The sequence below is a fragment of the Flavobacterium flavipigmentatum genome (assembly GCF_020911905.1).
Taxonomy (GTDB): Bacteria; Bacteroidota; Bacteroidia; order Flavobacteriales; family Flavobacteriaceae; genus Flavobacterium; species Flavobacterium flavipigmentatum.
Map to the genome: position 1 here is coordinate 2556043 of NZ_CP087133.1, position 25634 is coordinate 2581676.

The window sequence follows — 25634 nt, forward strand, 5'->3', positions numbered from 1 at the left end:
TATTTTCTTTTTGCAAAAAAAACGCATATATTTGAAAAATATTTGCAAAAGTAAAAATGATGGTACTATTTTAGATTCAAAAAAAAAATAACTAATGTATTACTAATCTCAAACGATATGATTTCAAACACTCAAAGCTCTTTAGTGGTAGAAAAAAGCAATACGATTATGCCTATGATAATCCTGACGGTATTATTTTTTATCCTCGGATTTGTTACCTGGCTTAACGGACCTCTGATTCCTTTTTTCGAAATGGCTTGCGAGTTAACGGCTTCTCAGGCTTACTTTGTAACTTTTGCTTTTTATATTGCATATTTTGTTATGGCGATTCCATCTTCTTGGGTCATAGAAAAAGTAGGATACAAAAATGGAATCTCTTTAGGATTATTAATCATTGCTGCCGGTGCTTTTACATTTTATCCAGCCGCCGAAAGCAGAACCTTTTTATTGTTTTTAATTGCTTTGTTTGTAATGGGAACAGGTTTGGCAATTTTGCAAACAGCTGCAAATCCTTATGTCGTTGTTATTGGTCGGAGAGAAAGTGCTGCAGCAAGAATTAGTGTTTTGGGCATTGCCAATAAGTTGGCAGGATTTGTGGCTCCAATTGTACTAACGGCATTGGTTTTGTCTAATATGCAGGAGTTTACCGCAGACAAAATAGCGATGTTAGATTCGGTTTCAAAATCAAATGCCTTAAATTCTCTTGCATTACAATTGCAAAGACCCTATCTTTATATGGGATTGATTATTGTTGTTTTAGCTTTTTTTGTGAAGTTGTCACCACTTCCTGAAATTGATCTGGATGAAGATAATAAGGTAACACATTTGAGTATTTTCAAGCAAATCAGCAATGCATTTAAATACCCGCAACTCGTATTAGGTGTCATAACTTTAATGCTGTATTTGGCTGCCGAGGTACTGGCGGGGGATTCTATTGGAGGTTTCGGAAAACAGCTTGGAGTGTATGGAGAGGATGGTAATTTTTATTTAAAATTAACCTCTTTTACCATGTCGGCAATGGTGGTTGGATATGTAATTGGTATAACATTAATTCCAAAACACCTTTCGCAGGTAGCTGCTTTAAAAGCATCAGGTTTTTTGGGAATAATTTTAGTAGTGGCAATTGTTTTGATTTCTCCAACGATAACGATTCAGTTACCGGGAATTCCAAACTTGCCTGTTGTTATTCTTTTTGTTGCCTTTCTTGGTTTGGCAAATGCATTGTGCTGGCCTGCAATTTGGCCAATGGCACTTCAGGATTTGGGCGGATATACTAAAATTGCAAGTGCCATTTTGATCATGGGAATTATTGGCGGTGCTATTTTTCCTTTGCTGTATGGAATGATAACAGAAAATATAAATGCCGCTAATCTTGCAAATAATATGCAAAAAACTGCAAAAAGCGGCAATCAAATAGGGTATTTAATGTTATTGCCATCTTATATAATGATACTTTTTTATGCAATTAAAGGTCATAAATACAGGCGATGGAGCAGATAATAAAAGGAATTTTTAAAAAAAAATATCATGTTAAAAAGTAAAATCGACAAAGCTACAGGATTCGAAAAACGATTCGAAAACATCAATACGGTTGTTTTTGAAAATTCAAATGAGGCGTCAAAAGCAGTTGCTCAGGAAATTGCAACTCTCATTCAGGCGAAACAAAAAGTAAACAGTCCTTGCATTTTAGGTCTTGCAACGGGTTCTTCTCCAAAAGGATTGTACGCAGAGTTGGTGCGCTTGCATAAGGAAGAAGGCTTGAGTTTTAAAAACGTAATCAGTTTTAATTTGGATGAATATTATCCGATGGAACCCAATTCTATTAACAGTTATGTTCGTTTTATGAAGGAACTTTTGTTTGATCACGTCGATATTTTACCTGAAAATTATCATGTTCCGGACGGACTTTTGACCAAAGAACAAATTGCAGATTACTGCCATGATTATGAAGCCAAAATTGAAGCGCTGGGCGGAATCGATCTGCAGATTTTAGGAATTGGAGGTAACGGACACATTGGTTTTAATGAATCGGGTTCGCTGCAAAACTCCAAAACACGTTTGGTTGCTCTGGATCACATTACGAGAGTTGCGGCGAGTAAAGATTTTTCTGGTTTGAGCAACACGCCAAGAACTGCCATTACACTTGGAGTAAAGAAAATCATGGAGGCCAAACAGGTTATTTTGATGGCTTGGGGAGAGGGAAAAGCCAATATCATCAAAAAATCGGTAGAAGATGAAGTAACCAACCAAATTCCTGCGTCGTTTTTGCAAGAGCACAACAATGCAATTTTTGTTTTGGATAAAGAAGCGTCTTCAAAACTTACAAGAATCAATAGACCTTGGTTGGTAGAAAAAGTTATCTGGACAGATAAATTAATTCGAAAAGCAGTTTTAGGATTGGCACTAGATCTTAAAAAACCAATTTTAATGCTTACAGATGCCGATTACATCGAAAACGGAATGAGCGATTTACTAGCAGATTCGGGGCCGGCGTATGATATTAACATTAAAATATTCAATAAACTCCAAAATACCATCACGGGTTGGCCAGGCGGAAAACCAAATGCAGACGATTCGAATCGTCCCGAAAGAGCAGAACCATCCAAAAAAAGAGTACTGATTTTTAGCCCGCATCCTGATGATGACATTATAAGTATGGGGGGTACTTTTATGCGTTTGCAGGAACAAGGACATGAAGTGCATGTTGCGTATCAAACTTCAGGAAATATTGCTGTTGCGGATGATGAAGCGTTGCGTTTTGCGAGGTTTGTAATTGATTACAACGAAAAATTCGGAATCAAAAGTGAGGCAGCTGAGGATATTTATCAAAAAGCGGTAACTTTTTTAACCAATAAAAAGAATAGCGAAATTGATATTCCTGAAGTGCGCTATATTAAAGGATTGATTAGAAAAGGAGAGGCGAGAGCTACAAGTCATTTTGTTGGATTAACAGATGATCAGATTCATTTTATGGAATTACCTTTTTATGAAACAGGTACAATAGAAAAAAAACCAATCGGACAAGAGGATATTCAGCTGACGATGGATTTAATCGAAAAAATAAAACCGCATCAAATCTACGCAGCAGGTGATTTGGCAGATCCACACGGGACGCATAAAGTTTGTCTGGATGCTATTTTTGAAGCTGTAAAAGCTTTAAAACCAAAATCATTTATGAATGATTGTTGGTTATGGTTGTACCGAGGCGCTTGGCAGGAATGGGGTATAGACGAAGTCGAAATGGCGGTACCAATGAGCCCGGATCAGGTTTTGGCAAAACGTCACGGAATTTTCAAACACCAATCTCAAAAAGATGGCGTTGTTTTTCAGGGAACTGATGCAAGAGAATTTTGGCAAAGAGCCGAAGACAGAAATGCAGAAACAGCAGCTTTGTATCAACAATTAGGTCTAGCAACGTATGCCGCAATGGAAGCTTTTGTGAGATGGCATTATTAAAAAGGAGCTAAGATTCTGAGATACTGAGTTTCTAAGTTTTTTAATTTATAATTATTCAATTGATTTCAAAATCTGTGAAAATCTTTTAAATCTGTGGCAAAAGAATAAAAATAATAATAGCTTTGTACCGTTAGAAGCAAGAACAAAGAATGAGTCTATATTCTTTGTTCTTGCTTCTTTTTTTTTCTTTTATAAAAATGGAACAAGACAAAAAACTTCTCATAAAATTAGCCCATACCAAAATGCCATTCGGGAAATATGAAGGACGATTTTTAATCGATTTGCCCGAATATTATGTAGTTTGGTATCACAATAAAGGTTTTCCAAATGGTGAATTAGGGCAACAATTACAGCTCATCTACGAGCTAAAACTAAACGGATTAGAAGAATTAATTCGAAATATAAAAAAGCAATATCCAAAGCCGATAAAATAAAGAAAAGTTTTTATTGTTAACGAGATTACTATGACTTTTATATATTTTTGTAAAATACTTCTTGTAAAAATTTTATGGAAAATAATTTACAATCTTCTAATAAAGCTGAAAGAAAAGGCATTGCATCTTTGGCATTAGGCATATCCGCAATTTGTTTCTTTTTCATTCCTTATTGTTCTATAGTTGCTATACCGCTCGGAATTCTATCCATAATTTTTGGAACAATTGGCTTTTCACAGGCAAAAAAACTAAATGTTTCTACTTCAACACCAAAAGCCGGATTGATGGTTGGTATTTCTGTAACGGCATTCATATTAGTAAGGTTGTTGGTTTTGATTGGTTTTATGGCTGTAGAACATGTACATCGTAAAGATGATATGATTGAAAAAATAAAGTCAATAGAGGCGGAAAAAAAGAAAAGTGATTCTCTGAAAATGGTAAAAGATACCGTTAAAGGTTGATCTTTCAACTTCGAAAAGTTAATTTAACCTATAGATTCTTCAAAAAAAAGTCGAATTAAAAGTTAAAATTATTGATTACGGAAACATGCAATCGTTCTATTTAAAAATTTGCAAATTATCTCATTCTCTAATTGATAAATTATCTAATTAAATTTGTACTTTTGCCAAGTTTTTTACACAACTACAATACAAACAACAACAGAATGAATCAAACAAAATATATTTTTGTTACAGGCGGTGTGACTTCTTCTTTAGGAAAAGGAATTATCGCAGCATCTTTGGCAAAATTGTTACAAGGAAGAGGATATCGTACAACTATTCAGAAATTTGATCCGTACATAAATGTAGATCCGGGAACTCTTAATCCATATGAGCACGGAGAATGTTACGTTACCGATGATGGTGCAGAAACAGATCTAGATTTAGGTCATTATGAGCGTTTTCTTAATGTTCCTACTTCTCAGGCGAATAACGTTACCACAGGAAGAGTATATTTGTCGGTTATTGAGAAAGAGAGAAGAGGGGAATTCCTTGGAAAAACGGTTCAGGTTGTGCCTCATATTACAAACGAAATCAAGGATAGAATGCAGTTGCTGGGAAAATCCGGCGATTATGATATTGTAATTACAGAAATTGGTGGAACTGTTGGTGATATTGAGTCATTGCCTTATATTGAGTCGGTTCGTCAGTTGGTTTGGGAGTTGGGAGAGAACAACGGAATTGTTATTCACCTGACTTTAGTGCCTTATTTGGCTGCAGCGGGTGAGTTGAAAACAAAACCTACGCAACACTCGGTAAAAACCCTGATGGAAAGCGGTATCAAAGCAGATATTTTGGTGTGTAGAACAGAACATGAATTGTCCCCTGAATTACGTAATAAATTAGCGTTATTTTGCAACGTAAAAAGAGAAGCGGTGATTCAGTCTATCGATGCTTCGACCATATATGAAGTTCCAAATTTGATGCTTGAAGAAGGATTAGATGTTGTGGCACTAAAGAAATTAGATTTGCCTAAAAAAGCAGCTCCGGACTTAAAAAACTGGAATACTTTTTTACGTAGACTAAAAAATCCAAAACAAACTGTTAATATTGGTTTGATTGGTAAATATGTAGAAATGCAGGATTGTTACAAATCTATTTTAGAAGCGTTTATTCATGCTGGTGCGGCAAATGAAACGAAAGTAAATGTAATTTCGATTCATTCAGAACATATCAATAGTGATAATGTTGAGGAGAAATTAAGTGTTTTAGACGGTGTTTTGGTAGCGCCAGGTTTTGGAGAAAGAGGTATAGAAGGAAAAATTGAAGCGGTACGTTATGCACGTGAAAATAATATTCCGTTTTTCGGAATTTGTTTGGGAATGCAAATGTCGGTTATCGAATATTCCAGAAATATTTTAGGTCACGCTGAAGCAAATTCTACAGAAATGAACGAAAACACTCCTTATCCGGTGGTGGATTTGATGGAAGAACAAAAAACAATTACCGATAAAGGCGGAACGATGCGTCTTGGTGCCTGGAAATGTGATATAAAACCCAACACACTTGCACATAAAATTTACGGACAAACGACAATTTCAGAACGTCACCGTCATCGTTATGAGTACAATAATAAGTATGCTAATGAATTAGAAAAAGCAGGTCTAAAATCTTCGGGAGTAAATCCTGATACAGGTTTGGTAGAGATTGTAGAGCTGGAAAATCATCCGTTTTTTATAGGGGTACAATACCATCCTGAATACAAAAGTACGGTTGCAAATCCGCATCCTATTTTTGTGAATTTTGTAGCTGCAGCTGTAATTGCGCATAAAAAATAATAATTAATATTCTAAAAGGATGTAACTTTTGAGCAAAACTCAAGACCAATATCCTTAAACGAGTAACCTTTTTTAAATATAATGGAAGAAAAAAAATTTGACTTTAATTCAATCATTGGTTTTGTATTGATATTTGGACTTTTGATTTGGATTATGTACCAAAATCAGCCTTCTGATAAAGAAATTGCTGCTGAAAAGGCTAAGAAAGAATTAGTTGCAAAAGAAACGAAAGCAAAAGCTTCAACAAAACAAACTGAGGTTTTGCCAGTTGCAACTGTAACGCCTGGTGATACTGTACAGTTAGCGCAACTACAAAAAACATTAGGTGGTTTTGCTTATTCTGCTACACTTCCTTCTGCAAAAGAAGCTTTTACAATCATCGAAAATGAAAAGATAAAACTTAAAATCGCAAACAAAGGCGGTTATATAGTCGAAGCTACCTTAAAAGAATTCAAAAGGTTTGAGAAAAATTCCGGACAATTAGTAGAATTAATAAAAGATAATAATTCGAATTTAAATATTCAGTTACAGACTACTGACAACAGAACGTTAAATTCAAAAAATTTGTTTTTTGAGCCTACTTTGATTAAAAACGGAGCAGATCAAATTCTGACCATGCGTTTAAAAGCAGGACCAAATGAGTTCCTTGAATACAAATACGTTTTAAAACCAAATGAATATTTAGTTGGTTTTGATATTCGTTCTCAAGGTTTGAATAAAGTTTTAAATACTTCCAAACCATTAGATTTACAGTGGGATTTGAAAACTTATAGAAACGAAAAAAGTATTTCTATCGAAAAGCGTTTTGCTGAGATTTATTATGAGCATGAAGATGGAAAAATTAACTATGCTGGATTAGGTAAACATGAAGAAGAAACTATCGAAAAAGTTAGTTTTATTGCATATAAACAGCACTTTTTTACTTCTATTTTATTGACAGACAAGCCTTTTTTAAATTCTAAATTAGAATCTATTGATTTGGTTAATGATGAGAAAATCGATACTACTTTTACAAAACAATTCAGAAGTAATATTCCTCTAGCTTTTTCTAACGGAGAAATCGATTATAAAATGAACTGGTATTTTGGACCAGCTGATTACAAAGTATTAAAATCTTACGATAAAAACTTCGAAAAAATTATTCCATTAGGTTGGGGGATTTTCGGATGGATTAACCGATTGATTTTTATTCCGTTATTCGGATTTTTAAGTTCTTTTATTGCTTACGGAATTGCGATTATCATTTTTACTATTATTATCAAATTGGCAATGTCGCCAATTACATATAAATCGTTCTTGTCTCAGGCTAAAATGAAAGTTTTGCGTCCCGAAATCACAGAATTGGGCGAAAAATTCAAAAAAGACCCAATGAAGAAGCAGCAAGAAACAATGAAATTATACAATAAAGCAGGGGTAAACCCAATGGCAGGATGTATCCCGGCTCTTATTCAGCTTCCTTTTATGTATGCATCGTTCCAGTTCTTTCCATCGGCTTTTGAGTTAAGACAAAAAGGCTTTCTTTGGGCAGAAGATTTATCTTCTTTTGATTCAGTTGTAAAATTACCATTCAATATTCCATTGTATGGAGATCATATTAGTTTGTTTCCAATTTTGGCCGCAATAGCGATTTTCTTCTATATGAAAATGACTTCGGGAGACCAACAGATGGCGGCGCCTCAGCAAGAAGGGATGCCGGATATGGCAAAAATGATGAAAATCATGATTTATGTTTCACCATTAATGATGTTAATTTTCTTCAATAGTTATGGTGCAGGTTTGAGTTTGTATAACTTTATTTCGAACTTAATTACAATCGGAATTATGTTTGTCATTAAGAATTATATTGTTGATACAGATAAAATTCATGCTCAAATTCAGGAAAACAAATTAAAAGAGCCAAAAAAACAAAGTAAGTTTCAACAACGTCTTCAGGAAGTAATGGAGCAACAAGAAGCTGCTAAGAAAAAGAAATAATTATCTTTTGTGAATAAAAAAAAGAAAACCGCTGTTACTAACAGCGGTTTTTTTGTTTCATTAAAATTCGGGTAATAAAACTTTATCAATTGCGTGGATAATTCCATTTGAACATTGTACATCGACTACCACAATATTACTAACCCTGTCGCTGGCATCTGTAATTTTGGCTCCGCCAGTTAATCCTATCGTAAAGTTTTGACTTGCAAAAGTAGTCACAACTTGTCCGTTTGTCAATGCCGTCGATTGAACATTGGCACCCGTCACGACATGGTATTTTAGTGTAGTCTCTAAAACGTTAGCCGGAATTGCAGCTAAACCAGAATATCCAGTTTCGGTCAAAAAGCTTGTAAATGCTGTATTTGTTGGTGCGAAAACAGTAAATGGTGAGCTTACAGTTCCTGATAAAACTCCTGCAAATCCCGACGCAGGATTGTATGTCAGGGCAGCCACAAGCGTTGTAAAATTTTTATTAGCAATAGCATGATTTACAATTGTAGGAAGTCCAATTACGCCGTCAACCACATGTATTACGCCGTTTGAAGCTTCAATATCTGCTGTTGTCACTACTGCACCGCCATTAGTTTTTCCACCATTTATAGTTACTGCAGTTCCTTTTTCGATGTACATACTAATAGTGTTAGATGTTGAAGCGCTTCCTTTGGCAAGAGTTTTTACGTAGCCAGTAGTAATATCAGCCGATTTGACTTTTGTAACAAGTACATGGTTCAATAAAACCTCTTTTAATGCGGCAGTAGGAACTGCATCAAGATTGGCATAACCATTTGCTGTTAAAAAAGCTGAAAAAGCGGCATTTGTTGGGGCAAAAACCGTATAAGTTCCAGAACTGTTTAAAGTAGTTTCTAGCTCTGCTTTTTTTAAAGCCGCTACTAAAGAGCTTAAATTGGGGTCAGATTTTGCAATCGCAGCAATAGTTTGTGGTTCTTGTGATGCGTTATCGTCATCATTATTGCATGAAATGGTTAAAAATGTACATAATGCTAATAAAGCGAATAATTTAATTTTGATTGTTTTCATAATATGTTTTTTTTGTTTGTTCTGCTAATGTAGAATTTTATGTTTAATATTTTTACGTTTTCGTTAAACGACATTAAATTTTAATATTTTATTTATTTTTGTTTAATGTATTAAATTTTATATAAATACGTTCTTTTACTGATGAATATTACTACTTTTTTATTTTTAACTGTTTTGATTTTTATTAATTTTATTAAACAAAAAATAATAAAACTATTGTTTGTATTAAAATTTTAATAATCATTCAAATTAGATGTTATTTTTGTAATACTAAAACAGTTTATTTGTTGTTATATAAAGAAAAAGAGTATGAGAAGTTTTTTGATTTTGCTTTTAATTAGTTCACTAGGTTTTTCACAAGAGTTTAATAAGTTAGACGCTGACGGTAAAAAAGACGGCTTGTGGAAAGGGAAATACGAGTTATCGCAGCGACCTCGTTACGAAGGAACTTTTAGTCATGGTAAGGAAACGGGAGTTTTTAAATTTTTTGATGATACCAAAAAAGGTGATATTGTCGCAACACGAGACTTTTCTGCCAATGACGGTAGTTCTTACACTATTTTTTTCGATCAGAATAAAAACAAAGTCAGTGAAGGGAAAGAAATAGGCAAAGCTCGTGAGGGCGAATGGAAATATTATCATAAAGCTTCAAAAGTTTTAATGACGCTAGAAAAATACAAAAATGGAAAATTAGAAGGTGTGAGAACAGTTTTTTATCCCAATTCAAAAATTGCCGAAGAAATGCCTTATGTAAAGGGCTTGAAAGAAGGAATTTATAAAAAATACGGGCAAAACGGAATATTACTGGAGCAAAGTACTTATAAAAATAATGAGTACAATGGCGAGGCTACTTTTTATGATTCAGATGGAGTAGCAGCTTCTAAAGGAAAATTTTTGAATGGAAAGAAGGCAGGAATGTGGCAATTTTTCGAAAAGGGAAAGCTCGTTAAAGAAGTGAATATGAGTGATCCAAAAAGCAGCTACAAAGCCGATTCGAAACCAAAGATGGAGTAATCTTGACATTCAATATAAACAGGTACATCCGATTATAAGTTTTATCTACTCAAGAATTGTATAAACTAATTGAAACCATTACAAATTTCTAAAATATGGCGTACCTTTGCACCCTTGTAAAAATATAAAGGATTTAAAATGAAACGTGTAGTTGTTGGACTTTCTGGTGGTGTAGATTCTAGTGTTGCGGCTTATTTGTTGCAGCAGCAGGGATATGAAGTTATTGGCCTGTTTATGAAAAATTGGCACGATGACTCTGTTACTATTTCTAATGAATGTCCTTGGCTAGAAGACAGCAATGATGCATTATTGGTGGCCGAAAAACTCGGAATTCCGTTTCAAACTGTCGATTTGAGTGAAGAATACAAAGAAAAAATCGTTGATTACATGTTCAGCGAATATGAAAAGGGGAGAACTCCAAATCCTGATGTTCTTTGTAATCGCGAAATCAAATTTGATGTTTTTATGAAAATTGCTCTAAGTCTTGGTGCCGATTATGTTGCTACGGGACATTATTGTCAAAAAAACGAAATTGAAGTAGACGGGAAACAGGTGTATCAATTAATAGCTGGAGCTGATAATAACAAAGATCAATCGTATTTTTTATGCCAATTATCGCAGGAACAATTGGCAAAATCGTTATTTCCAATTGGAGGTTTGACAAAACCAGAAGTTCGGGAAATTGCTGCTGCAATGGACTTGGTAACGGCCGAAAAGAAGGACTCGCAAGGTTTGTGCTTTATCGGAAAAGTGCGTTTACCAGAATTTTTACAACAAAAATTACAGCCAAAAGAAGGTAAAATTGTTCAGATTGATAAAAACGACCCTATTTATACCATCGAAAAACCTGCTGATTTATCAGTAGAAGAAGAGCTGAAATTGGAAGCGAAAAAGCGAAATTATCTTCCTACAATGGGTAAAGTAGTGGGGAAACATCAAGGTGCTCATTATTTTACGATAGGACAACGCAAGGGCTTAAATGTAGGTGGAACAAAAGATCCGCTGTTTATTATTGCTACCAGCGTAGAAACCAATACTATTTACACAGGTTTGACAAGTGAGCATCCCGGATTGTTTAAAAAAGCTTTATTTATTGAAAAATCTGAAGTACACTGGATTCGTACCGATTTGGCATTAAAAATAGGTGAAACAATGCAGGTAATGGCTCGAATTCGTTACCGTCAGCCTTTGCAAAAAGCCACTTTACGCCAGTTTGAGGACGGAATGTATGTACATTTTGATGAACCACAGTCTGCCATTACTGAAGGACAATTTGTAGCTTGGTATTTTGATACTGAATTAGTTGGTTCGGGAGTAATTTCTTAGCTTTATACTTTTTTACGGAGGTTCAACCTTTAAAAAAAGTAAGTTATGAAGTGTTTTTACGTTTTTTTTCTTTTTCTAATTACGGCTACGGCATTTTCGCAGGAAGATGCTTGGGTATATTTTAATGCCAAACCTAGCTCTCAGACGTATTTGTCAAATCCTTCAGAAATGCTGTCTCAGAGTGCTTTAACCAGAAGGATAAATCAAAATATAGCTTTAAATCTAACAGATGTTCCTGTTGAAAAATCATATATTACTCAAATAAAATCGAGTGCCGGAATAACTATTTTAGCACAGTCAAAATGGTTGAATGCCCTTCATATCAGAGGAACTCAAGCTGCTATTTTAACCTTAAAAAATTTCACTTTCGTGGATAAAGTAGTTTTTGCAGATCGAATATTAAATCCTACTTCAAAAAAAGCATTTACCAATAATTTTACAACTGTCAATAAAAATCTGGAAACCAAAGTTGATTATGCTTATGGAAATGCTGCCAATCAAATCCAGATGCTTAACGGACAAGTATTGCATCAGCAAAATTATACAGGTTCAGGAAAGGTGATTGCTGTTTTAGATGCTGGTTTTCCAGGTGTCAATACTGCTCAGCCTTTTCAGCGTTTACGAGATAATAACCTGATTTTGGGCGGTTATGATTATGTTGCTAGAAGTACCAATTTTTATAGCGGTGGCAGTCACGGAACTTTAGTACTTTCGACGATGGGTGGCTACAAAGAAAATGCATTAATAGGCACTGCTCCCGATGCTTCTTATTACTTGTTTAGAACAGAAAATGATGCTATTGAAAGTCCCATAGAAGAGTCCCTTTGGGTAGAGGCGGCCGAAAAAGCAGATAGCCTCGGCGTAGATATTATAACTACTTCACTAGGATATTTTCTTCAATTTACTAATCCAAATCATAATCATACGTACAGCGATATGAATGGTACGACCAATTTTATTTCGCTTGGAGCAGAACTTGCTTTTAGTAAAGGAATTATTGTGGTGGCCTCAGCAGGGAACGAAGGTTTAAACGCAGAGCCTCATATTGGCGCGCCGGCAGATGCTGTATCGGTTATTGCGGTGGGGTCGGTTACGGCAACAAAGGCAAAATCAGGTTTCAGCTCAGTTGGCCCTAGTTTTGATGGTCGCATAAAACCCGATGTCATGGCGCAGGGTACTGCCGCCGCAGTTTCGGATGCTGCCGGAAATGTCGGAACTGCCAACGGGACATCATTTTCGTGCCCTATTATGGCCGGAATGATTGCTTGTTTGTGGCAAGCTTTCCCCAACAAAACCAATCAGGAAATCAGGCAAATGGTTTTCCAGTCTTCTGATAAATATGCGACTCCAAATATTAATTTTGGCTACGGAATTCCAAATTTTGGAGCATCTCTCGGAGTAGAAAATTATACTGATGTAAAAAATGAAACTTTTTTAGTCTCTCCAAATCCTGCAAAAACTGAGGTTTCTTTTTCTTTTTCGAACAAAAATAATACTGCTTCAGTTGTAATTTACTCTATTTTAGGGCAAAAAATGATCGAAAAACAAATTACCAGTCAAAATCCAATTCTTTCATTAGAAATCTTAAATAGCGGGCTGTATTTTTATACTTTTGATACCAATGGATTGCATAAAACAGGCAAGATAATCAAACAATAATAGTTTTTTTTAAATGAATAAAATCACACAACTTTTTAATATAAAATACCCAATTATTCAGGGTGGAATGATCTGGAACAGCGGTTACAAATTGGCTTCTGCCGTTAGTAATGCTGGTGGTCTAGGGCTTATAGGCGCTGGTTCTATGTACCCAGAAGTATTGCGGGAACACATTCAGAAATGCAAACAGGCAACAGATCGGCCTTTTGGTGTTAACATTCCGATGCTCTATCCAAATATCGAAGAAATCATGAATATCGTGATCGAAGAAGGTGTGAAAATTGTTTTTACTTCGGCAGGAAATCCTAAAACGTGGACTTCATTTTTAAAAGAAAAAGGAATTATAGTAGTGCATGTGGTGAGTAGCAGCGTTTTTGCCTTAAAAGCTCAGGAAGCTGGCGTCGATGCTATTGTTGCAGAAGGTTTTGAAGCCGGTGGTCACAACGGACGCGACGAAACAACAACTTTAACATTGATTCCGATGGTGAAAGAGAAAATTCATATTCCTATAATTGCAGCTGGTGGAATTGCTACAGGCAGAGGTATGTTGGCGACCATGATTTTGGGAGCCGATGGGGTGCAGGTTGGGAGTCGCTTTGCGGCTTCTGTAGAATCTTCGGCACATGAGAATTTTAAGCAAGCGATTATTGGCGTACAGGAAGGTGATACACAGCTTACGCTGAAGGAATTAGCGCCAGTGCGACTGATTAAAAATAAATTTTATCAGAATGTGCAGGCTTTATATGAAAAAAAATCTTCAAAAGAAGAGTTAATAGAGCTTTTAGGAAGAGCGCGAGCCAAAAAAGGAATGTTTGAAGGAGATTTGGAGGAAGGCGAACTCGAAATAGGTCAAATTGCCGGATTGATTCATGAGATTTTACCTGTAGAAAAAATAATTCGAGAAATGATGGACGATTTTGAAGCTGCTTGCCAGGAAAAGGCTAAATTTGAGTTCTAATCGCCCATTTGATAAGCTATGAAGAGTATTCGCACCATCATTATATTGTTTTTTCTCGTTGTAGGATTTCAAAAGTCCTATAGCCAATCGTATCAGTTTAGGACTTCTGGTTTTAGTGTTTTAGAAAAAAATGAAAGAGGAAAATGGGGCGACTGGTCTTCGTTGGACCTTACCAATCTTGCTGTTATTTTAGACACCAATAAACACAGAATTGTGATTTACTCTCAAGAAATCCAGCTGTATAATATTGTAGAATATGTAGAACGCGAAGAAAATGATACCGATGTTGTTTATTCGTTTCTTTGCAAAGACAATGAGGGCAACGAATGTAAGCTTTCAATCATCACCCGCAAAAAACAAGACTATCGCAAACAACTTTACATCAATTACGATGAACGTATCATTGTTTATAATATTTCTACGGTGTAGATGTGGTTTTTAATTGAATGTATTTTTTATAAATTTTTGTTTTTATTTTAATAATTAATCAAAATCAAAATATATGATTTGGAATAATATTACCATCGGGCTTTATGTAATAGCATTACTATTCAATGGTTATTCTTGGTATAAATACCGTAACAATACTTCTGAAGACCAGAGAAAAAAAGAAGGATGGAGTAACTACTACATGATTTCTTCTATTTTTATCTTAACGCTATTACTTCGAAAATTTTGATTATAAAGTAGTGCGTGTTTAATTTTTTTTAAAGTGTTTTTATGAAATGGAATGATTATGTTACTATCAGTTTATATCTAATTGTATTTATACTTAATAGTTGTTCTTGGTATAAATATTATAAAAAAACATCAGTTGATCAAAGAAAAAAGGAAGGTTGGAATGGTTATTATATAATTTCTACTGTCTTTATTCTAATGTTATTGTGTGAGAGATTAGGTTTATAAGGCGATAGATAGAATGTTTTATTGCTTTATAATTCATTGTAAAAACCTAACAAGTTTTCAAAATTTGTTAGGCTTTTTAGTGACTCAGTAGTTGTTTTACTAAATATCCTTAATAAACTCATCGTACTCCAGATAAAACAGTTCTAAAGCATTCATTTTTTCAAAAAAGAAATCAAAAATAATATCCCAATTATTGCGATTGCTAAAACCAACACCTTGTTTTTCAATCCAGATACGGCTAATGGTTTTACCACTTTCGAGTGTGTAGTTTTTTTCGAAAACCAAATCTTTTATAAATTCTTCTTCGAGGATATTTTTTAAGGCTTCTATTTTTTCGTAGTAAGCAAATCGTTTTTCGTCGTTACGAGGTTCGATATCAATAAAAACTTGTGCTTTTTTGTTGTCGATAAAAAATTTAAAAGAGAAATCTTTAATTTTAGTATCATAAAGCACCCATTTTCGCGGATATTTTTCGGCGAAAGCCACCCAAAATTCTCTTTTTAATTTTTGTGATTCTTCTTTGCTGTACATTTTTATGGCTTTAGTTTTAGAAAACTTGTAGAACCGCGTTTTCTGGACTATATTTATATTTTATTTGAAAGTACAAAAATAAACTTTGATTATGGATTTTCAAGACTTTTTGCAATTTGTTCCTAATTTAATTCCAGTTGAACTGCCAGCGGAGTTAGCACACTTAAAAATGGCTCCTTCAGAAAGAATGGATGCCTTGAAGAACATCAATTTAAAAGAAAAAGATCCGAGGATTGCAGCTGTAATGATGCTGCTTTATCCAAAAAACGAAAAAACACATTTGGTTTTAATTGTCCGTAACGCTTATAACGGCGTACATTCTTCGCAAATCGCTTTTCCGGGCGGTAAATACGAGACTTTTGATACCAATTACGAAGAAACAGCATTGAGAGAAACACACGAAGAAGTTGGTGTTTCTCCCGAAAAAATTGAGGTAATTAAGCATTTTACCCCCATGTATATTCCGCCAAGTAATTTTTTGGTGTATCCTTTTTTAGGAATTTCAAAAGAAGAACTTTTATTTTATCCTGATATAAAAGAGGTGGCAGATATAATCGAATTGCCTTTGGAAGTTTTTTTGAATGATGAAATTATCATCGATGCCACATTGTCAACTTCTTATGCAAATAATGTTTTGGTTCCGGCATTTAATATTCAAAATCATATTGTTTGGGGAGCTACCGCCATGATGTTGAGCGAATTGCGGGAGGTTTTAAAAGTGACTTTTAAATAAAAGTTGTAAAACCATAAATTTAACAATTTGGTATTCATTAGATTAACAAAAATACCTCGAAATTGTTTAAAGCTATGGCTAAAAGAATAATTTTTGTATGTTTGCGATACGACAAAAAATACGATAACTATGGGATTGATTAAGCGAAATCCTTTTGGACATATATTATTCATCAAAAAATGGTTGATCCGTATTTTGGGCGCCATTACGCATAAAAGATATAGAGGTTTTAACGAATTGCAGATTGAAGGATCTGAAATTATCAAGTCTTTGCCTGATACCAATGTCTTGTTTATCTCTAATCATCAGACTTATTTTGCCGATGTTGTATCAATGTTTCATGTTTTTAATGCAAGTTTAAGCGGGCGTGAAGACAACATAAAAAACATTGGTTATTTGTGGCAACCCAAAATGAATTTGTATTATGTAGCCGCCAAAGAAACCATGCAAGCTGGTTTATTGCCCAGAATTTTGGCTTACGTGGGCGCAATAACAGTCGAGAGAACGTGGCGTGCAAAAGGTGTAGATGTTACAGAAAAACGTGATGTAAATCCTAACGATACCGAAAATATTAAAATTGCTTTGGAAGATGGTTGGGTCATTACTTTTCCGCAAGGCACTACAAAATCATTTAAGCCGGTTCGTAAAGGAACGGCTCATATCATTAAGCAACACAGACCCATCGTGATTCCGATTGTGATTGACGGTTTTCGTCGCTCGTTTGATAAAAAGGGGTTGCGAATGAAAAAGAAAGGTATTCTGCAATCGTTCATCATAAAAGAACCTCTTGATATTGATTATGATAATGATACAATCGACGAAATTGTCGAAAAAGTAGAGTTTGCTATTGAGCAGCATCCATCTTTTTTGAAGGTTATTCCAGCCGAAGAAATCAAAATACAAGAAGAGCTAAACAAACTGAGACGCTGGGAATACTAGGTATTTTAGATTTTGAGTTTAGATTTTAGACTTTAAAAAAATCAGGTTCACGTTTTTTGTTTAGTAGTTTTTTTGCGAATTAAACTTCAACTTCAACCTAAAAAAACTTTTAACCTTGCTATTGCTTGGTGTTTTTATTAAAAATCAATTTTCTTCAATTCTTTATAGTTGCTGTACAATCGGCGTAAAAGTGTTCCGTACAGTAATCTGTAAAAGCACCAAAAGATACCTACTAAACCTAGTGTCATCAAGATTAGAATCCCGATAGTGAATACCATTGCTTTACCGTCTGCGGATAGTTTTTCTCTTAAAAATTCCATATCGGGATTGTAAACAAAAGCGATAAAATAACTTAATATCGAGATGACAACAATCATTGCTAGATTGTACCATACATAATACTGAACTATTTTTCGGGTTCTTAAAATAGCATTCATCAGTATTTTTGTTGCAACAGTAGTTGAAATTGTTTTGTAGTTTTTATAAAAATTAATCACAAAAAATAGTACAACAACATAATTGAAATAGGTTAAAATATCTAAGGCTAAGACGATTTCGGGATGTTTAATTTTTCTCATTAAGTCATCAGTATTGATGAATATGTTTGAAAAAGTCCAAAATGAAAATTCCAAAATACTAATAATCAATATCCATTTTACGATAGATGATGATTTTTTATGAATCATTTTATATATTTCATTTTCAGAAATTTGCGTAAAAGAATCCGAGTTCTTTTTCCAGTCTTTTTTTAGTAAATCCAGTTCTTTCATAATAATTTTTAAGGATTTAATATTTTTTTTAGTTTCCCTTTTATTCTGTTCATTTTCACACGTGCATTCACTTCACTAATTCCAAGGGTTTCAGCTATTTCTTGATAATCTTTGTCTTCTAAATACATAAAAACCAATGCTTTTTCGATATCATTTAGTTGATAAACAGCTTTGTACATTAGTTTTATTTGTTCTTCTTCTTCATAATTGTAGTCAACATCTTTTACAAAATGCTGATGACTTTCATATTCTACGGTAGAAACGGTACGTTTGGTTTTTCGGTATAAGGTAATGGCAGTATTTAAAGCAACACGATAGGTCCAGGTCGAAAATTTACTGTCACCTCTAAATTTAGGATACGCTTTCCATAGTTGAATCGTAATCTCCTGAAACAAGTCTTTGTGAGCATCTTCGCCGGCAGTATATAATCTACAAATCTTGTGGATTATATTCTGATTTGCCTGCAATTGCGCAACAAATGACTGTTCTAGATTTTCGCTCATAATGTATTAGTAGTATTGAAGTTTGTTTTGTTACAATGAATTGTTTTTTTTGCCACGAATTTCGCAAATTTCTCGAATTTCATTTATTTAAATAAGTATAAATTAAAATTAAAAAGTTGTTTTTTATAGGAATTAGAGCAATTCGTGGTTTTTTATAATTCTCGCGTTTTATAATAATTTACCATCAAATCTACAAATTTACTATAACTGTCCATTCCGTCTTTTTGATTGTTTGTTTTAAGGAAATTATCATAGAATATTTCAAAACCTGTTTCGATTGGTGTTTCATATTTTTTCCAGAAATCCTGACTTTCTTTATAGTTTTTTAAAATCCCGATGTGCGTTTGTTTCTTTAGCTGATTAAAAATTTTCTCATTTTTAAATTGCCAGATTCCCAGACAATAGCGCAATGCAAAACTATAACCGGAATATTGATAGTACAAATTATCATTTTTTACAGAGGCTAAAACGCCAATAAAATTGCATTCACTTTCGCTTGCATAACCCATTTGATGAGCCATTTCATGTGAGCTGGTAGTAGGGAAATTATACATAGGCAGCAAATCATTCACCTGAGCTTCATTGGTAAAAGGATTGAGATAACCGCCAAATCCCATGTAAGTCAACGGTAAACTAAAAAGCGATTTTTTGATGCTTAATTTTTTGTATTCAAAAGAAGGATGTTCTTTGGCAAGATGCTCATAGCCATTTAAATTCATTTTAAAGGCTTGTTCTTGTGAGTATGGAAAAACTACTTTAGAGCTATCATTTTTGGTAATTTCCGATTGAATTTCATTCGTTTTAGCGATTAATTTTTTGGTAAAAAGCAATAAGTCAGCATCTGAATATTCTTTTTGAATTTTAATTTTTTCGAATAAAGGCTCTCTGTAATAATTGTATGCCCAAAGAAAATGGAAGAGAAAGTAAAGTACCGAAAGAAAGCTTAATGCTTTTAATAGATTGTCTTTCCAATTTAGTTTCCATGTTTTTCGATTTTTCCAAAACCATCTGATCAAAAGGATAATTACAATAAAATAGATACAATCCCCGACAGAAAACGGAATTTTCCCTAAAAAAATTCTGGAAAAGTGTGAAATTTTTAAATACAATCCGTTGCTATAAAAGCGTTCTATGAATTCTGGAAAGAAAGGAAGTATCTTTAAAATGATAATCTGTACAACGAAAAAAAGAGGCAGAATGTATTTTGATTTCACAGTATAAATTTTGGATACGTAAATATAAATCAATCTTAAATAGTATCGAAATAGAATTTAAACTTTGTAACTTTGAAACTCATAATTGTTAAACTACAAACAAAAAATAATGAGCCAAGAAATAAGAAATCTGGAGCCTAAAGCCCTATGGAATAAATTTGCAGATTTGAATGCTGTTCCGCGTCCGTCGAAAAAAGAAGAGCGCGTGATCGAATTTATGAAAAACTTTGGAAATAGCTTAGGTTTAGAAACTTTTGAAGATGAAATTCGAAATGTAATCATACGAAAACCAGCAACTCCGGGAATGGAAAACCGTAAAGCAATTGTGTTGCAGGGGCATCTTGATATGGTACATCAAAAAAATGCAGATACTATTTTTGATTTTGACACTCAGGGAATTGATATGTATGTTGATGGTGACTGGGTTCGTGCTCGTGGCACAACTTTAGGAGCTGATAATGGGTTGGGAGTGGCCACAATTATGGCTATTTTAGAAAGTAAAGATATTCCGCATCCTGCTATAGAAGCCTTATTTACGATTGATGAAGAGACAGGAATGACGGGTGCTTTGAATCTAAAAGGCGGAATTTTACAAGGTCAGATTTTATTGAATTTGGATACCGAAGAAGATGACGAAATTGATATAGGATGTGCAGGTGGAATTGATGTGACCGCCACAAGAACGTATTACGAAGAAGAAACTCCCGAAGGTTCTGTGGGGCATATTATAACGGTAAAAGGTTTAAATGGTGGTCATTCTGGAATGGATATTCATAAGGGACTAGGGAATGCCAATAAAATAATGAACCGTCTATTGTTTGATGCTTTTGAAAATTTTGGTTTGCAGGTAGCAGAAATAAACGGAGGAAGTTTGCGTAATGCTATTCCGAGAGAAAGTGTTGCAAAAGTGGTCATTTCGGAAATGTTTGATGAAGCATATATTTTTGATATGCAGGAAATCATCAACGATATTAAATTAGAATATAAAACAACTGAGCCTAATTTATCTATTGAAATCGTAAAATGTGAGACGCCTGAAAAAGTAATGGACTTAGGAGTTCAGGAAGGGATTATTAGAGCAATTTACGCTGCTCAGAATGGTGTTTATAGAATGAGTGCCGATATGGACAACTTAGTAGAAACTTCAAATAATATTGCCAGAGTAATTGTAAAAGATGGCGAAATTTTAATTGGCTGTTTGACACGTTCTTCGGTAGAAACCTCCAAATTTGATTTGGCAAATTCACTCCGTTCTGCCTTTGAATTAGTGGGTTGTGAGGTAGAACTTTCAGGTTCTTATCCAGGTTGGACTCCAAACGTAAATTCTGAAATTCTGGATGTTTTAACCGGTATTTATGAAAAACAAAATGGTGAAAAAGCAAAAGTAGTAGCTTGTCATGCTGGTTTAGAATGTGGGATTTTAGGAACCAATTATCCGGATATGGATATGATTTCTTTCGGTCCAACTATTCACGGAGCGCATTCGCCTGACGAAAGAGTAAGTATCTCATCTGCTCAAAAATATTGGAAATTTGTATTAGAAATTCTTTCAAATATTCCAGTAAAATAAAAAAATAATTTTCAGCAACAGTTTTCGGTTTCAAATAAGAAGCTGAAAACTGTTGCCGGAATTAAAAAACAGAATTAATCTCTTTTAGGACTGTTTTTCTTTTCTCTTTTCTCTTCTTTTTTTTCTTTTGCCGTTTTTAAAGGTTCTTTTTTAACGGTTTTCTTAGCATCCTGACTCTTTGCCATATAATTTAAATTTTGATATTGTATTTATTTACAAGTAAATGTAGTGATTTTTACTTCTTAAAAATGCATAAAAAATCCCCAATTATAAAATTGAGGATGTAATTTGTATTTTTTTAATGACGATTAATTCCTTTTTAGTACTTTATATTGCTCATAACAGGCGCTTATTGCATCCATAATTTGCAAATCATTTGCTGTTTGTATAAATGAATCAGAGTAGTTGCAACGTTGCATTATTTCGGGTATTTCTTCTTTGGTAATGCCTAAAAGAACTGCTACAGTTTCGCGGTCGTATTTGGTCTCTAATAGATTACGAACCGTATCGTCTTTTTTCATTTCTTTTAATTTCTTGAGTTCCCGACCATTTTTTCCAAAGAAACTATATAATTTGTCTGCGGGATTAAAAATAGAACCTAATACTTTTCCAAAAGCATTTGGAGCGTATTCTCCTGCTTCATAACCCTGAGTAAGGCCGGAAATGCTGTAACGGTAATTTTCTTTGGTTGGTATTAATTTTGAATCAATTTCGAGGTAACCAGTAAGGTTAAAAGGTGCAATAACGACTTCTTCAAGTGCAATTGCTTTTTCTGTAAGCTGAATTCGGGTAACTTTATTTTTTATCCAGTCATTGGTAACACGAATGCGTAAAGATTGAAATCCTAAGATAGAAAAATGCAGTGTGTCATTGGCTTGCACATCAATTTCAAAGTACCCTTTTGCATCCGAAGTTGCGCCACGAACTTTATTGGTATTGATGACATTTACGCTCGAAAGTGGCTGCTTCGTATTATCGTTGATAATATAACCAGAAACTCTATGAGGGATGTTAGAGTCAATTTCTTGCGAAAAACCGATAGTTGATAGTACTAAAAAAAAGAAAACTGCAAAATATTTCATATCCTGATTTAAAGCTCTAAAAGTAATAAATCGTGATTAAATATTTTGCAGTCTTCTAATATAATTATCAGAAAATTAACAAAGAGAATTAATCTCTTCTTGGTCTTCTTGGTCTTGGTGCATCACCAAAGCTGTCTGAACGACGTGGCGCTCTGTCAGAACCACCTTCTCTTCTTGGAGCAGATGAGTTTCTGTCGCTTCTAAAACCACCTTCTCTAGGAGCAGAATTTCTATCGCTTCTAAATCCACCGCCAGAACCTTCACGTCTTGGAGCAAAGCTTCCTTCACGTCTTGGACCGCCAGAAGGACGACCTCCGCCGCTACGTCCGTTATGGTCACGTCTTCCGCCACCATCATTTTTAGAGATTTCTACATTAATACGACGTCCTTCAAGTTGTACGTTGTTCAATACTTCCATCACTTTATCTGTGTGCTCAGGATCAGTGTTAAAGAAAGAGAAACCTTCTTTTACATCTACCTTGAAAACATCATCACGACCTAAATCTAATGTTTCTTTCAAATAATCTTTAAGCGACATCCAGTCGAAGTTGTCTCTTGAACCAATATTTACAAAATAACGAACTGCTCCGCCATTGTTTGATTCTCTTGGCTCAGAATCACCTCTTTCACGTCTTTCACCAGAAGCCTGAGAAGAAATATCTCTGTTTTTCTTGTAATAAGCAATAAAGCGGTTAAATTCTACAGATACCATTTTCTTAATCAATTCTTCTTTAGATAAATCTTCAAGAACATTGTTGATTGCCGGAAGGTAGTTATCAATTTCGTGATCTACTTCTGTATCTTTGATTTTAGTTGCTAAGTGTAATAACTGAATTTCACAAATTTCGATACCAGACGGAATCGTTTTTTCTTCAAACTTTTGTTTGATGATTCTTTCGATAGAAGAAATTTTACGCAACTCACTTTTTGTAACAATTACAATAGAAGTTCCTAATTTCCCGGCTCTACCAGTACGTCCAGAACGGTGATTGTACGTTTCGATTTCGTCAGGAAGTTGGTAATTTACTACGTGAGTAATATTATCAACATCAATACCACGTGCAGCTACGTCAGTAGCAACAAGCATCTGAATTTGTCTTCCACGGAAAGATTTCATTACACCATCACGTTGCGCCTGAGATAAATCTCCATGCAATGCAGCAGCGCTGTATCCATCTTCAATTAATTTTTCAGCTACAGCTTGTGTGTCTCTTTTAGTACGACAGAAAACCACAGAAAAAATATCCGGATTTGCATCGGCTAAACGTTTTAAAGCTTCGTAACGATCACGTGCATTTACCAAATAAAACTCGTGAGAAACGGTCGCAGAACCAGAGTTTTTAGCTCCTACAGTAATTTCTACAGGGTCACTCATAAATTGTTTTGCAATTCTTGCAACCTCTGCTGGCATAGTTGCAGAGAACAACCATGTACTTTTTTGATCTGGAGTATCGGATAAAATAGATACAATGTCTTCATAGAATCCCATGTTCAACATCTCATCAGCCTCATCCAAAATACAGTAATCTATATTTTTAATGTTTACTAAACCTCTATTGATCATGTCTTGCATTCTTCCCGGAGTTGCCACAATAATTTGTGCACCTCTCTTAATGTCCCTAGCTTGCTCTGTAATACTAGCCCCGCCGTAAACTGCTACTACATTAATACCTTTCTCGTATTTTGAGTAGTTTTTAAGTTCGTTGGTAATCTGTAAACAAAGTTCTCGTGTTGGCGATAAAACTAATGCTTGTGTATTCTTGTTGTTGGCATCAATTTTTTGAATTAGCGGAAAACCGAAAGCTGCCGTTTTCCCTGTCCCTGTCTGAGCCAACGCAACCATATCTGTGTCTTTTTCCAATAATAGGGGAATCGCTTTCTCCTGTACTTCTGACGGATTCTCAAATCCTAGATCTAAAATCGCCTTCAGTAACGATTCATTCAATCCTAATTGTTCAAATTTATTCATATGTAATTTTAAAATAGGGTGCAAAATTACTTTTAATTATTCAGATAAACTAATGCTATTTTAAGAATTATTGATTTGTTATGATTTGATTATCAAAAAGTTATGTTTTTTATGAAATCATTTTGATGAGAAAAGAAATAAAAGGACAAAAAAATTCGTCTTCAAATGTAAATTCTTTCTTCTAAAATGTTGTATTTTAAATAATTATTTGATGGAGTTCAGGTAATCAATTAGTTGCTGTGTAGCTTTTGCCCGGTGACTAATTTTATTTTTTATTTCCGATGATATTTCGGCAAAAGTTTCCGTATAATTTTCAGGCTGAAAAATTGGATCGTAACCAAAACCATGATTTCCGGTTTTTTCAAATGTAATGGCTCCTTTTGCAATTCCGGTAAAAAGATGCTGCTCACCTTTTAAATTCAGAGCAATTACGGTTTTAAATTCGGCACTTCTATCTTTTTTATCCGTTAAGGCCGCCAAAAGTTTATTCATATTATCATCTGCGTTGCGCTGCTCTCCAGCATATCGAGCCGAGTAAACACCAGGTTCTCCGTTCAATGCTTTAACTTCGAGCCCAGTATCATCTGCAAAACAATCATAGCCATATTTTTCGGTTACGTGATTGGCTTTTAGGATCGCATTTCCTTCGATAGTAGCTGCCGTTTCAGGAATTTCCTCGTGACAGCCAATCTCTTCGAGGCTTAGTATTTTAATACTTCCGTTAAGGATACTTTGAATTTCCTTGATTTTATTATGATTATTTGAAGCAAAAACAAGTTGCATACTATATATTTTTAGACGTTATGGAGTGTATTTTATAAAACACAAATTTAGAATTCTTATCCTTGATTAGTATTATATTTTAAAACAATTTTTTCAATAAAAAAAGCAATTGCACCACCAAAAGTGTAAGCAAAAATATCGCTCCATAAAAATCCCTGACCAAGAACATATTTTCCAAAAAGTGTTTCTCTAAGTTTTACAATCCATTCTGCCTGATACAATTGCAAAAACTCGATACCATAACAAATCAGTAACGAAACTAAGATGACGTAAATGGCTTTTGAATGCGTAAATACAATTCGAACAATACAATAGATCATCACGGCATAGAGCAGATCTCCAAAGCAAAAGGGTATAATTTCAATTTTTCTCGAAAGAATTCCAAGAAAAATTATTGCCATGGTCAGAAAGAAATAATATATTTTAGTTTTTTTCACATGTAGGATTTTCTATTTTTTTAATTTTCTATTTTAAAGTTCAAAGTTATAAATAGGGAC

General features: G+C 34.3%; 24 protein-coding genes. 15 read left to right on the top strand and 9 right to left on the bottom strand.

Features of this window, described 5'->3' with window-relative positions; all coding sequences use genetic code 11:
* The first annotated feature begins 117 nt into the window (after nt 1-117).
* From LNP22_RS11115 to yidC, 6 genes are all read left to right on the top strand, one after another.
* Nucleotides 118-1500 (top strand): sugar MFS transporter, encoded by a 1383-nt coding sequence (locus tag LNP22_RS11115; RefSeq protein WP_229973520.1) that lies wholly within the window; start codon nt 118-120, stop codon nt 1498-1500.
* Nucleotides 1501-1527: 27 nt separating this feature from the next.
* Nucleotides 1528-3456, top strand: a complete 1929-nt coding sequence (gene nagB, locus LNP22_RS11120; RefSeq protein ID WP_229973521.1) for a glucosamine-6-phosphate deaminase — start codon at nt 1528-1530, stop codon at nt 3454-3456.
* A 197-nt stretch (nt 3457-3653) separates the two neighbouring features.
* On the top strand, nt 3654-3890 hold the full coding sequence (locus tag LNP22_RS11125) for a DUF3820 family protein (protein ID WP_155100644.1): 237 nt from the start codon (nt 3654-3656) through the stop codon (nt 3888-3890).
* Nucleotides 3891-3964: 74 nt separating this feature from the next.
* A complete protein-coding gene (locus tag LNP22_RS11130; RefSeq protein WP_229973522.1) occupies nt 3965-4351 on the top strand; it encodes a hypothetical protein in 387 nt (128 codons plus the stop codon).
* Between the two features lie 203 nt (nt 4352-4554).
* A complete protein-coding gene (pyrG, locus tag LNP22_RS11135; RefSeq protein ID WP_210666472.1) occupies nt 4555-6168 on the top strand; it encodes a CTP synthase in 1614 nt (537 codons plus the stop codon).
* 81 nt (nt 6169-6249) lie between these two features.
* On the top strand, nt 6250-8142 hold the full coding sequence (yidC, locus tag LNP22_RS11140) for a membrane protein insertase YidC (protein WP_229973523.1): 1893 nt from the start codon (nt 6250-6252) through the stop codon (nt 8140-8142).
* A gap of 60 nt (nt 8143-8202) precedes the next feature.
* Here yidC and LNP22_RS11145 read toward each other — a convergent pair whose 3' ends face one another.
* Nucleotides 8203-9180: a fasciclin domain-containing protein gene (locus tag LNP22_RS11145; protein WP_229973524.1), complete on the bottom strand. Its 978-nt coding sequence runs from the start codon at nt 9178-9180 to the stop codon at nt 8203-8205.
* 309 nt (nt 9181-9489) lie between these two features.
* Between LNP22_RS11145 and LNP22_RS11150 the strand changes: the two genes are divergently transcribed.
* The 6 genes from LNP22_RS11150 to LNP22_RS11175 all read left to right on the top strand — a co-directional run bounded on the left by LNP22_RS11150 (nt 9490) and on the right by LNP22_RS11175 (nt 14816).
* Nucleotides 9490-10194: a toxin-antitoxin system YwqK family antitoxin gene (locus tag LNP22_RS11150; RefSeq protein ID WP_229973525.1), complete on the top strand. Its 705-nt coding sequence runs from the start codon at nt 9490-9492 to the stop codon at nt 10192-10194.
* Nucleotides 10195-10332: 138 nt separating this feature from the next.
* Nucleotides 10333-11520 (top strand): tRNA 2-thiouridine(34) synthase MnmA, encoded by a 1188-nt coding sequence (mnmA, locus tag LNP22_RS11155; RefSeq protein ID WP_229973526.1) that lies wholly within the window; start codon nt 10333-10335, stop codon nt 11518-11520.
* Nucleotides 11521-11565: 45 nt separating this feature from the next.
* Nucleotides 11566-13179, top strand: a complete 1614-nt coding sequence (locus LNP22_RS11160) for a S8 family serine peptidase (protein ID WP_229973527.1) — start codon at nt 11566-11568, stop codon at nt 13177-13179.
* Between the two features lie 13 nt (nt 13180-13192).
* Complete coding sequence (locus tag LNP22_RS11165; protein ID WP_229973528.1) at nt 13193-14137, top strand: NAD(P)H-dependent flavin oxidoreductase; 945 nt, start codon at nt 13193-13195, stop codon at nt 14135-14137.
* Nucleotides 14138-14155: 18 nt separating this feature from the next.
* On the top strand, nt 14156-14566 hold the full coding sequence (locus tag LNP22_RS11170) for a hypothetical protein (RefSeq protein WP_210666479.1): 411 nt from the start codon (nt 14156-14158) through the stop codon (nt 14564-14566).
* Between the two features lie 73 nt (nt 14567-14639).
* Nucleotides 14640-14816 (top strand): hypothetical protein, encoded by a 177-nt coding sequence (locus LNP22_RS11175; protein WP_210666480.1) that lies wholly within the window; start codon nt 14640-14642, stop codon nt 14814-14816.
* A 326-nt stretch (nt 14817-15142) separates the two neighbouring features.
* On the opposite strand, the gene LNP22_RS11180 is transcribed toward LNP22_RS11175, so the two are convergent.
* Nucleotides 15143-15574: a DUF4268 domain-containing protein gene (locus tag LNP22_RS11180; RefSeq protein WP_210666481.1), complete on the bottom strand. Its 432-nt coding sequence runs from the start codon at nt 15572-15574 to the stop codon at nt 15143-15145.
* A gap of 91 nt (nt 15575-15665) precedes the next feature.
* Here LNP22_RS11180 and LNP22_RS11185 point away from each other — a divergent pair, with 91 nt between their 5' ends.
* Together LNP22_RS11185 and LNP22_RS11190 are read left to right on the top strand one after the other, a co-directional pair.
* Nucleotides 15666-16307: an NUDIX hydrolase gene (locus tag LNP22_RS11185; protein WP_229973529.1), complete on the top strand. Its 642-nt coding sequence runs from the start codon at nt 15666-15668 to the stop codon at nt 16305-16307.
* Between the two features lie 129 nt (nt 16308-16436).
* Nucleotides 16437-17246 carry a lysophospholipid acyltransferase family protein gene (locus tag LNP22_RS11190; protein ID WP_210666483.1) on the top strand — a complete coding sequence of 270 codons (810 nt, stop codon included), beginning with the start codon at nt 16437-16439 and terminating at the stop codon, nt 17244-17246.
* Nucleotides 17247-17383: 137 nt separating this feature from the next.
* Here the strand turns inward: LNP22_RS11190 and LNP22_RS11195 are convergent, their stop codons facing one another.
* From LNP22_RS11195 to LNP22_RS11205, 3 genes are all read right to left on the bottom strand, one after another.
* A complete protein-coding gene (locus LNP22_RS11195; protein WP_229973530.1) occupies nt 17384-18016 on the bottom strand; it encodes a hypothetical protein in 633 nt (210 codons plus the stop codon).
* Between the two features lie 8 nt (nt 18017-18024).
* Nucleotides 18025-18519 (bottom strand): RNA polymerase sigma factor, encoded by a 495-nt coding sequence (locus LNP22_RS11200; RefSeq protein ID WP_068843197.1) that lies wholly within the window; start codon nt 18517-18519, stop codon nt 18025-18027.
* Nucleotides 18520-18671: 152 nt separating this feature from the next.
* Nucleotides 18672-19733 carry a DUF3810 domain-containing protein gene (locus LNP22_RS11205; RefSeq protein WP_229973531.1) on the bottom strand — a complete coding sequence of 354 codons (1062 nt, stop codon included), beginning with the start codon at nt 19731-19733 and terminating at the stop codon, nt 18672-18674.
* 109 nt (nt 19734-19842) lie between these two features.
* On the opposite strand from LNP22_RS11205, the gene LNP22_RS11210 reads away from it, so the two are divergent.
* Nucleotides 19843-21303 carry an aminoacyl-histidine dipeptidase gene (locus tag LNP22_RS11210; RefSeq protein WP_229973532.1) on the top strand — a complete coding sequence of 487 codons (1461 nt, stop codon included), beginning with the start codon at nt 19843-19845 and terminating at the stop codon, nt 21301-21303.
* Between the two features lie 308 nt (nt 21304-21611).
* On the opposite strand, the gene LNP22_RS11215 is transcribed toward LNP22_RS11210, so the two are convergent.
* The 4 genes from LNP22_RS11215 to LNP22_RS11230 all read right to left on the bottom strand — a co-directional run bounded on the left by LNP22_RS11215 (nt 21612) and on the right by LNP22_RS11230 (nt 25538).
* A complete protein-coding gene (locus LNP22_RS11215; RefSeq protein ID WP_210666487.1) occupies nt 21612-22385 on the bottom strand; it encodes a carboxypeptidase-like regulatory domain-containing protein in 774 nt (257 codons plus the stop codon).
* An 88-nt stretch (nt 22386-22473) separates the two neighbouring features.
* Nucleotides 22474-24354 (bottom strand): DEAD/DEAH box helicase, encoded by a 1881-nt coding sequence (locus LNP22_RS11220; protein ID WP_229973533.1) that lies wholly within the window; start codon nt 24352-24354, stop codon nt 22474-22476.
* Nucleotides 24355-24558: 204 nt separating this feature from the next.
* Nucleotides 24559-25137, bottom strand: coding sequence for a non-canonical purine NTP diphosphatase (locus tag LNP22_RS11225; protein ID WP_229973534.1), 579 nt, complete (start codon nt 25135-25137; stop codon nt 24559-24561).
* Nucleotides 25138-25193: 56 nt separating this feature from the next.
* Complete coding sequence (locus LNP22_RS11230) at nt 25194-25538, bottom strand: ribosomal maturation YjgA family protein (RefSeq protein ID WP_229973535.1); 345 nt, start codon at nt 25536-25538, stop codon at nt 25194-25196.
* Nucleotides 25539-25634 lie beyond the last annotated feature (96 nt).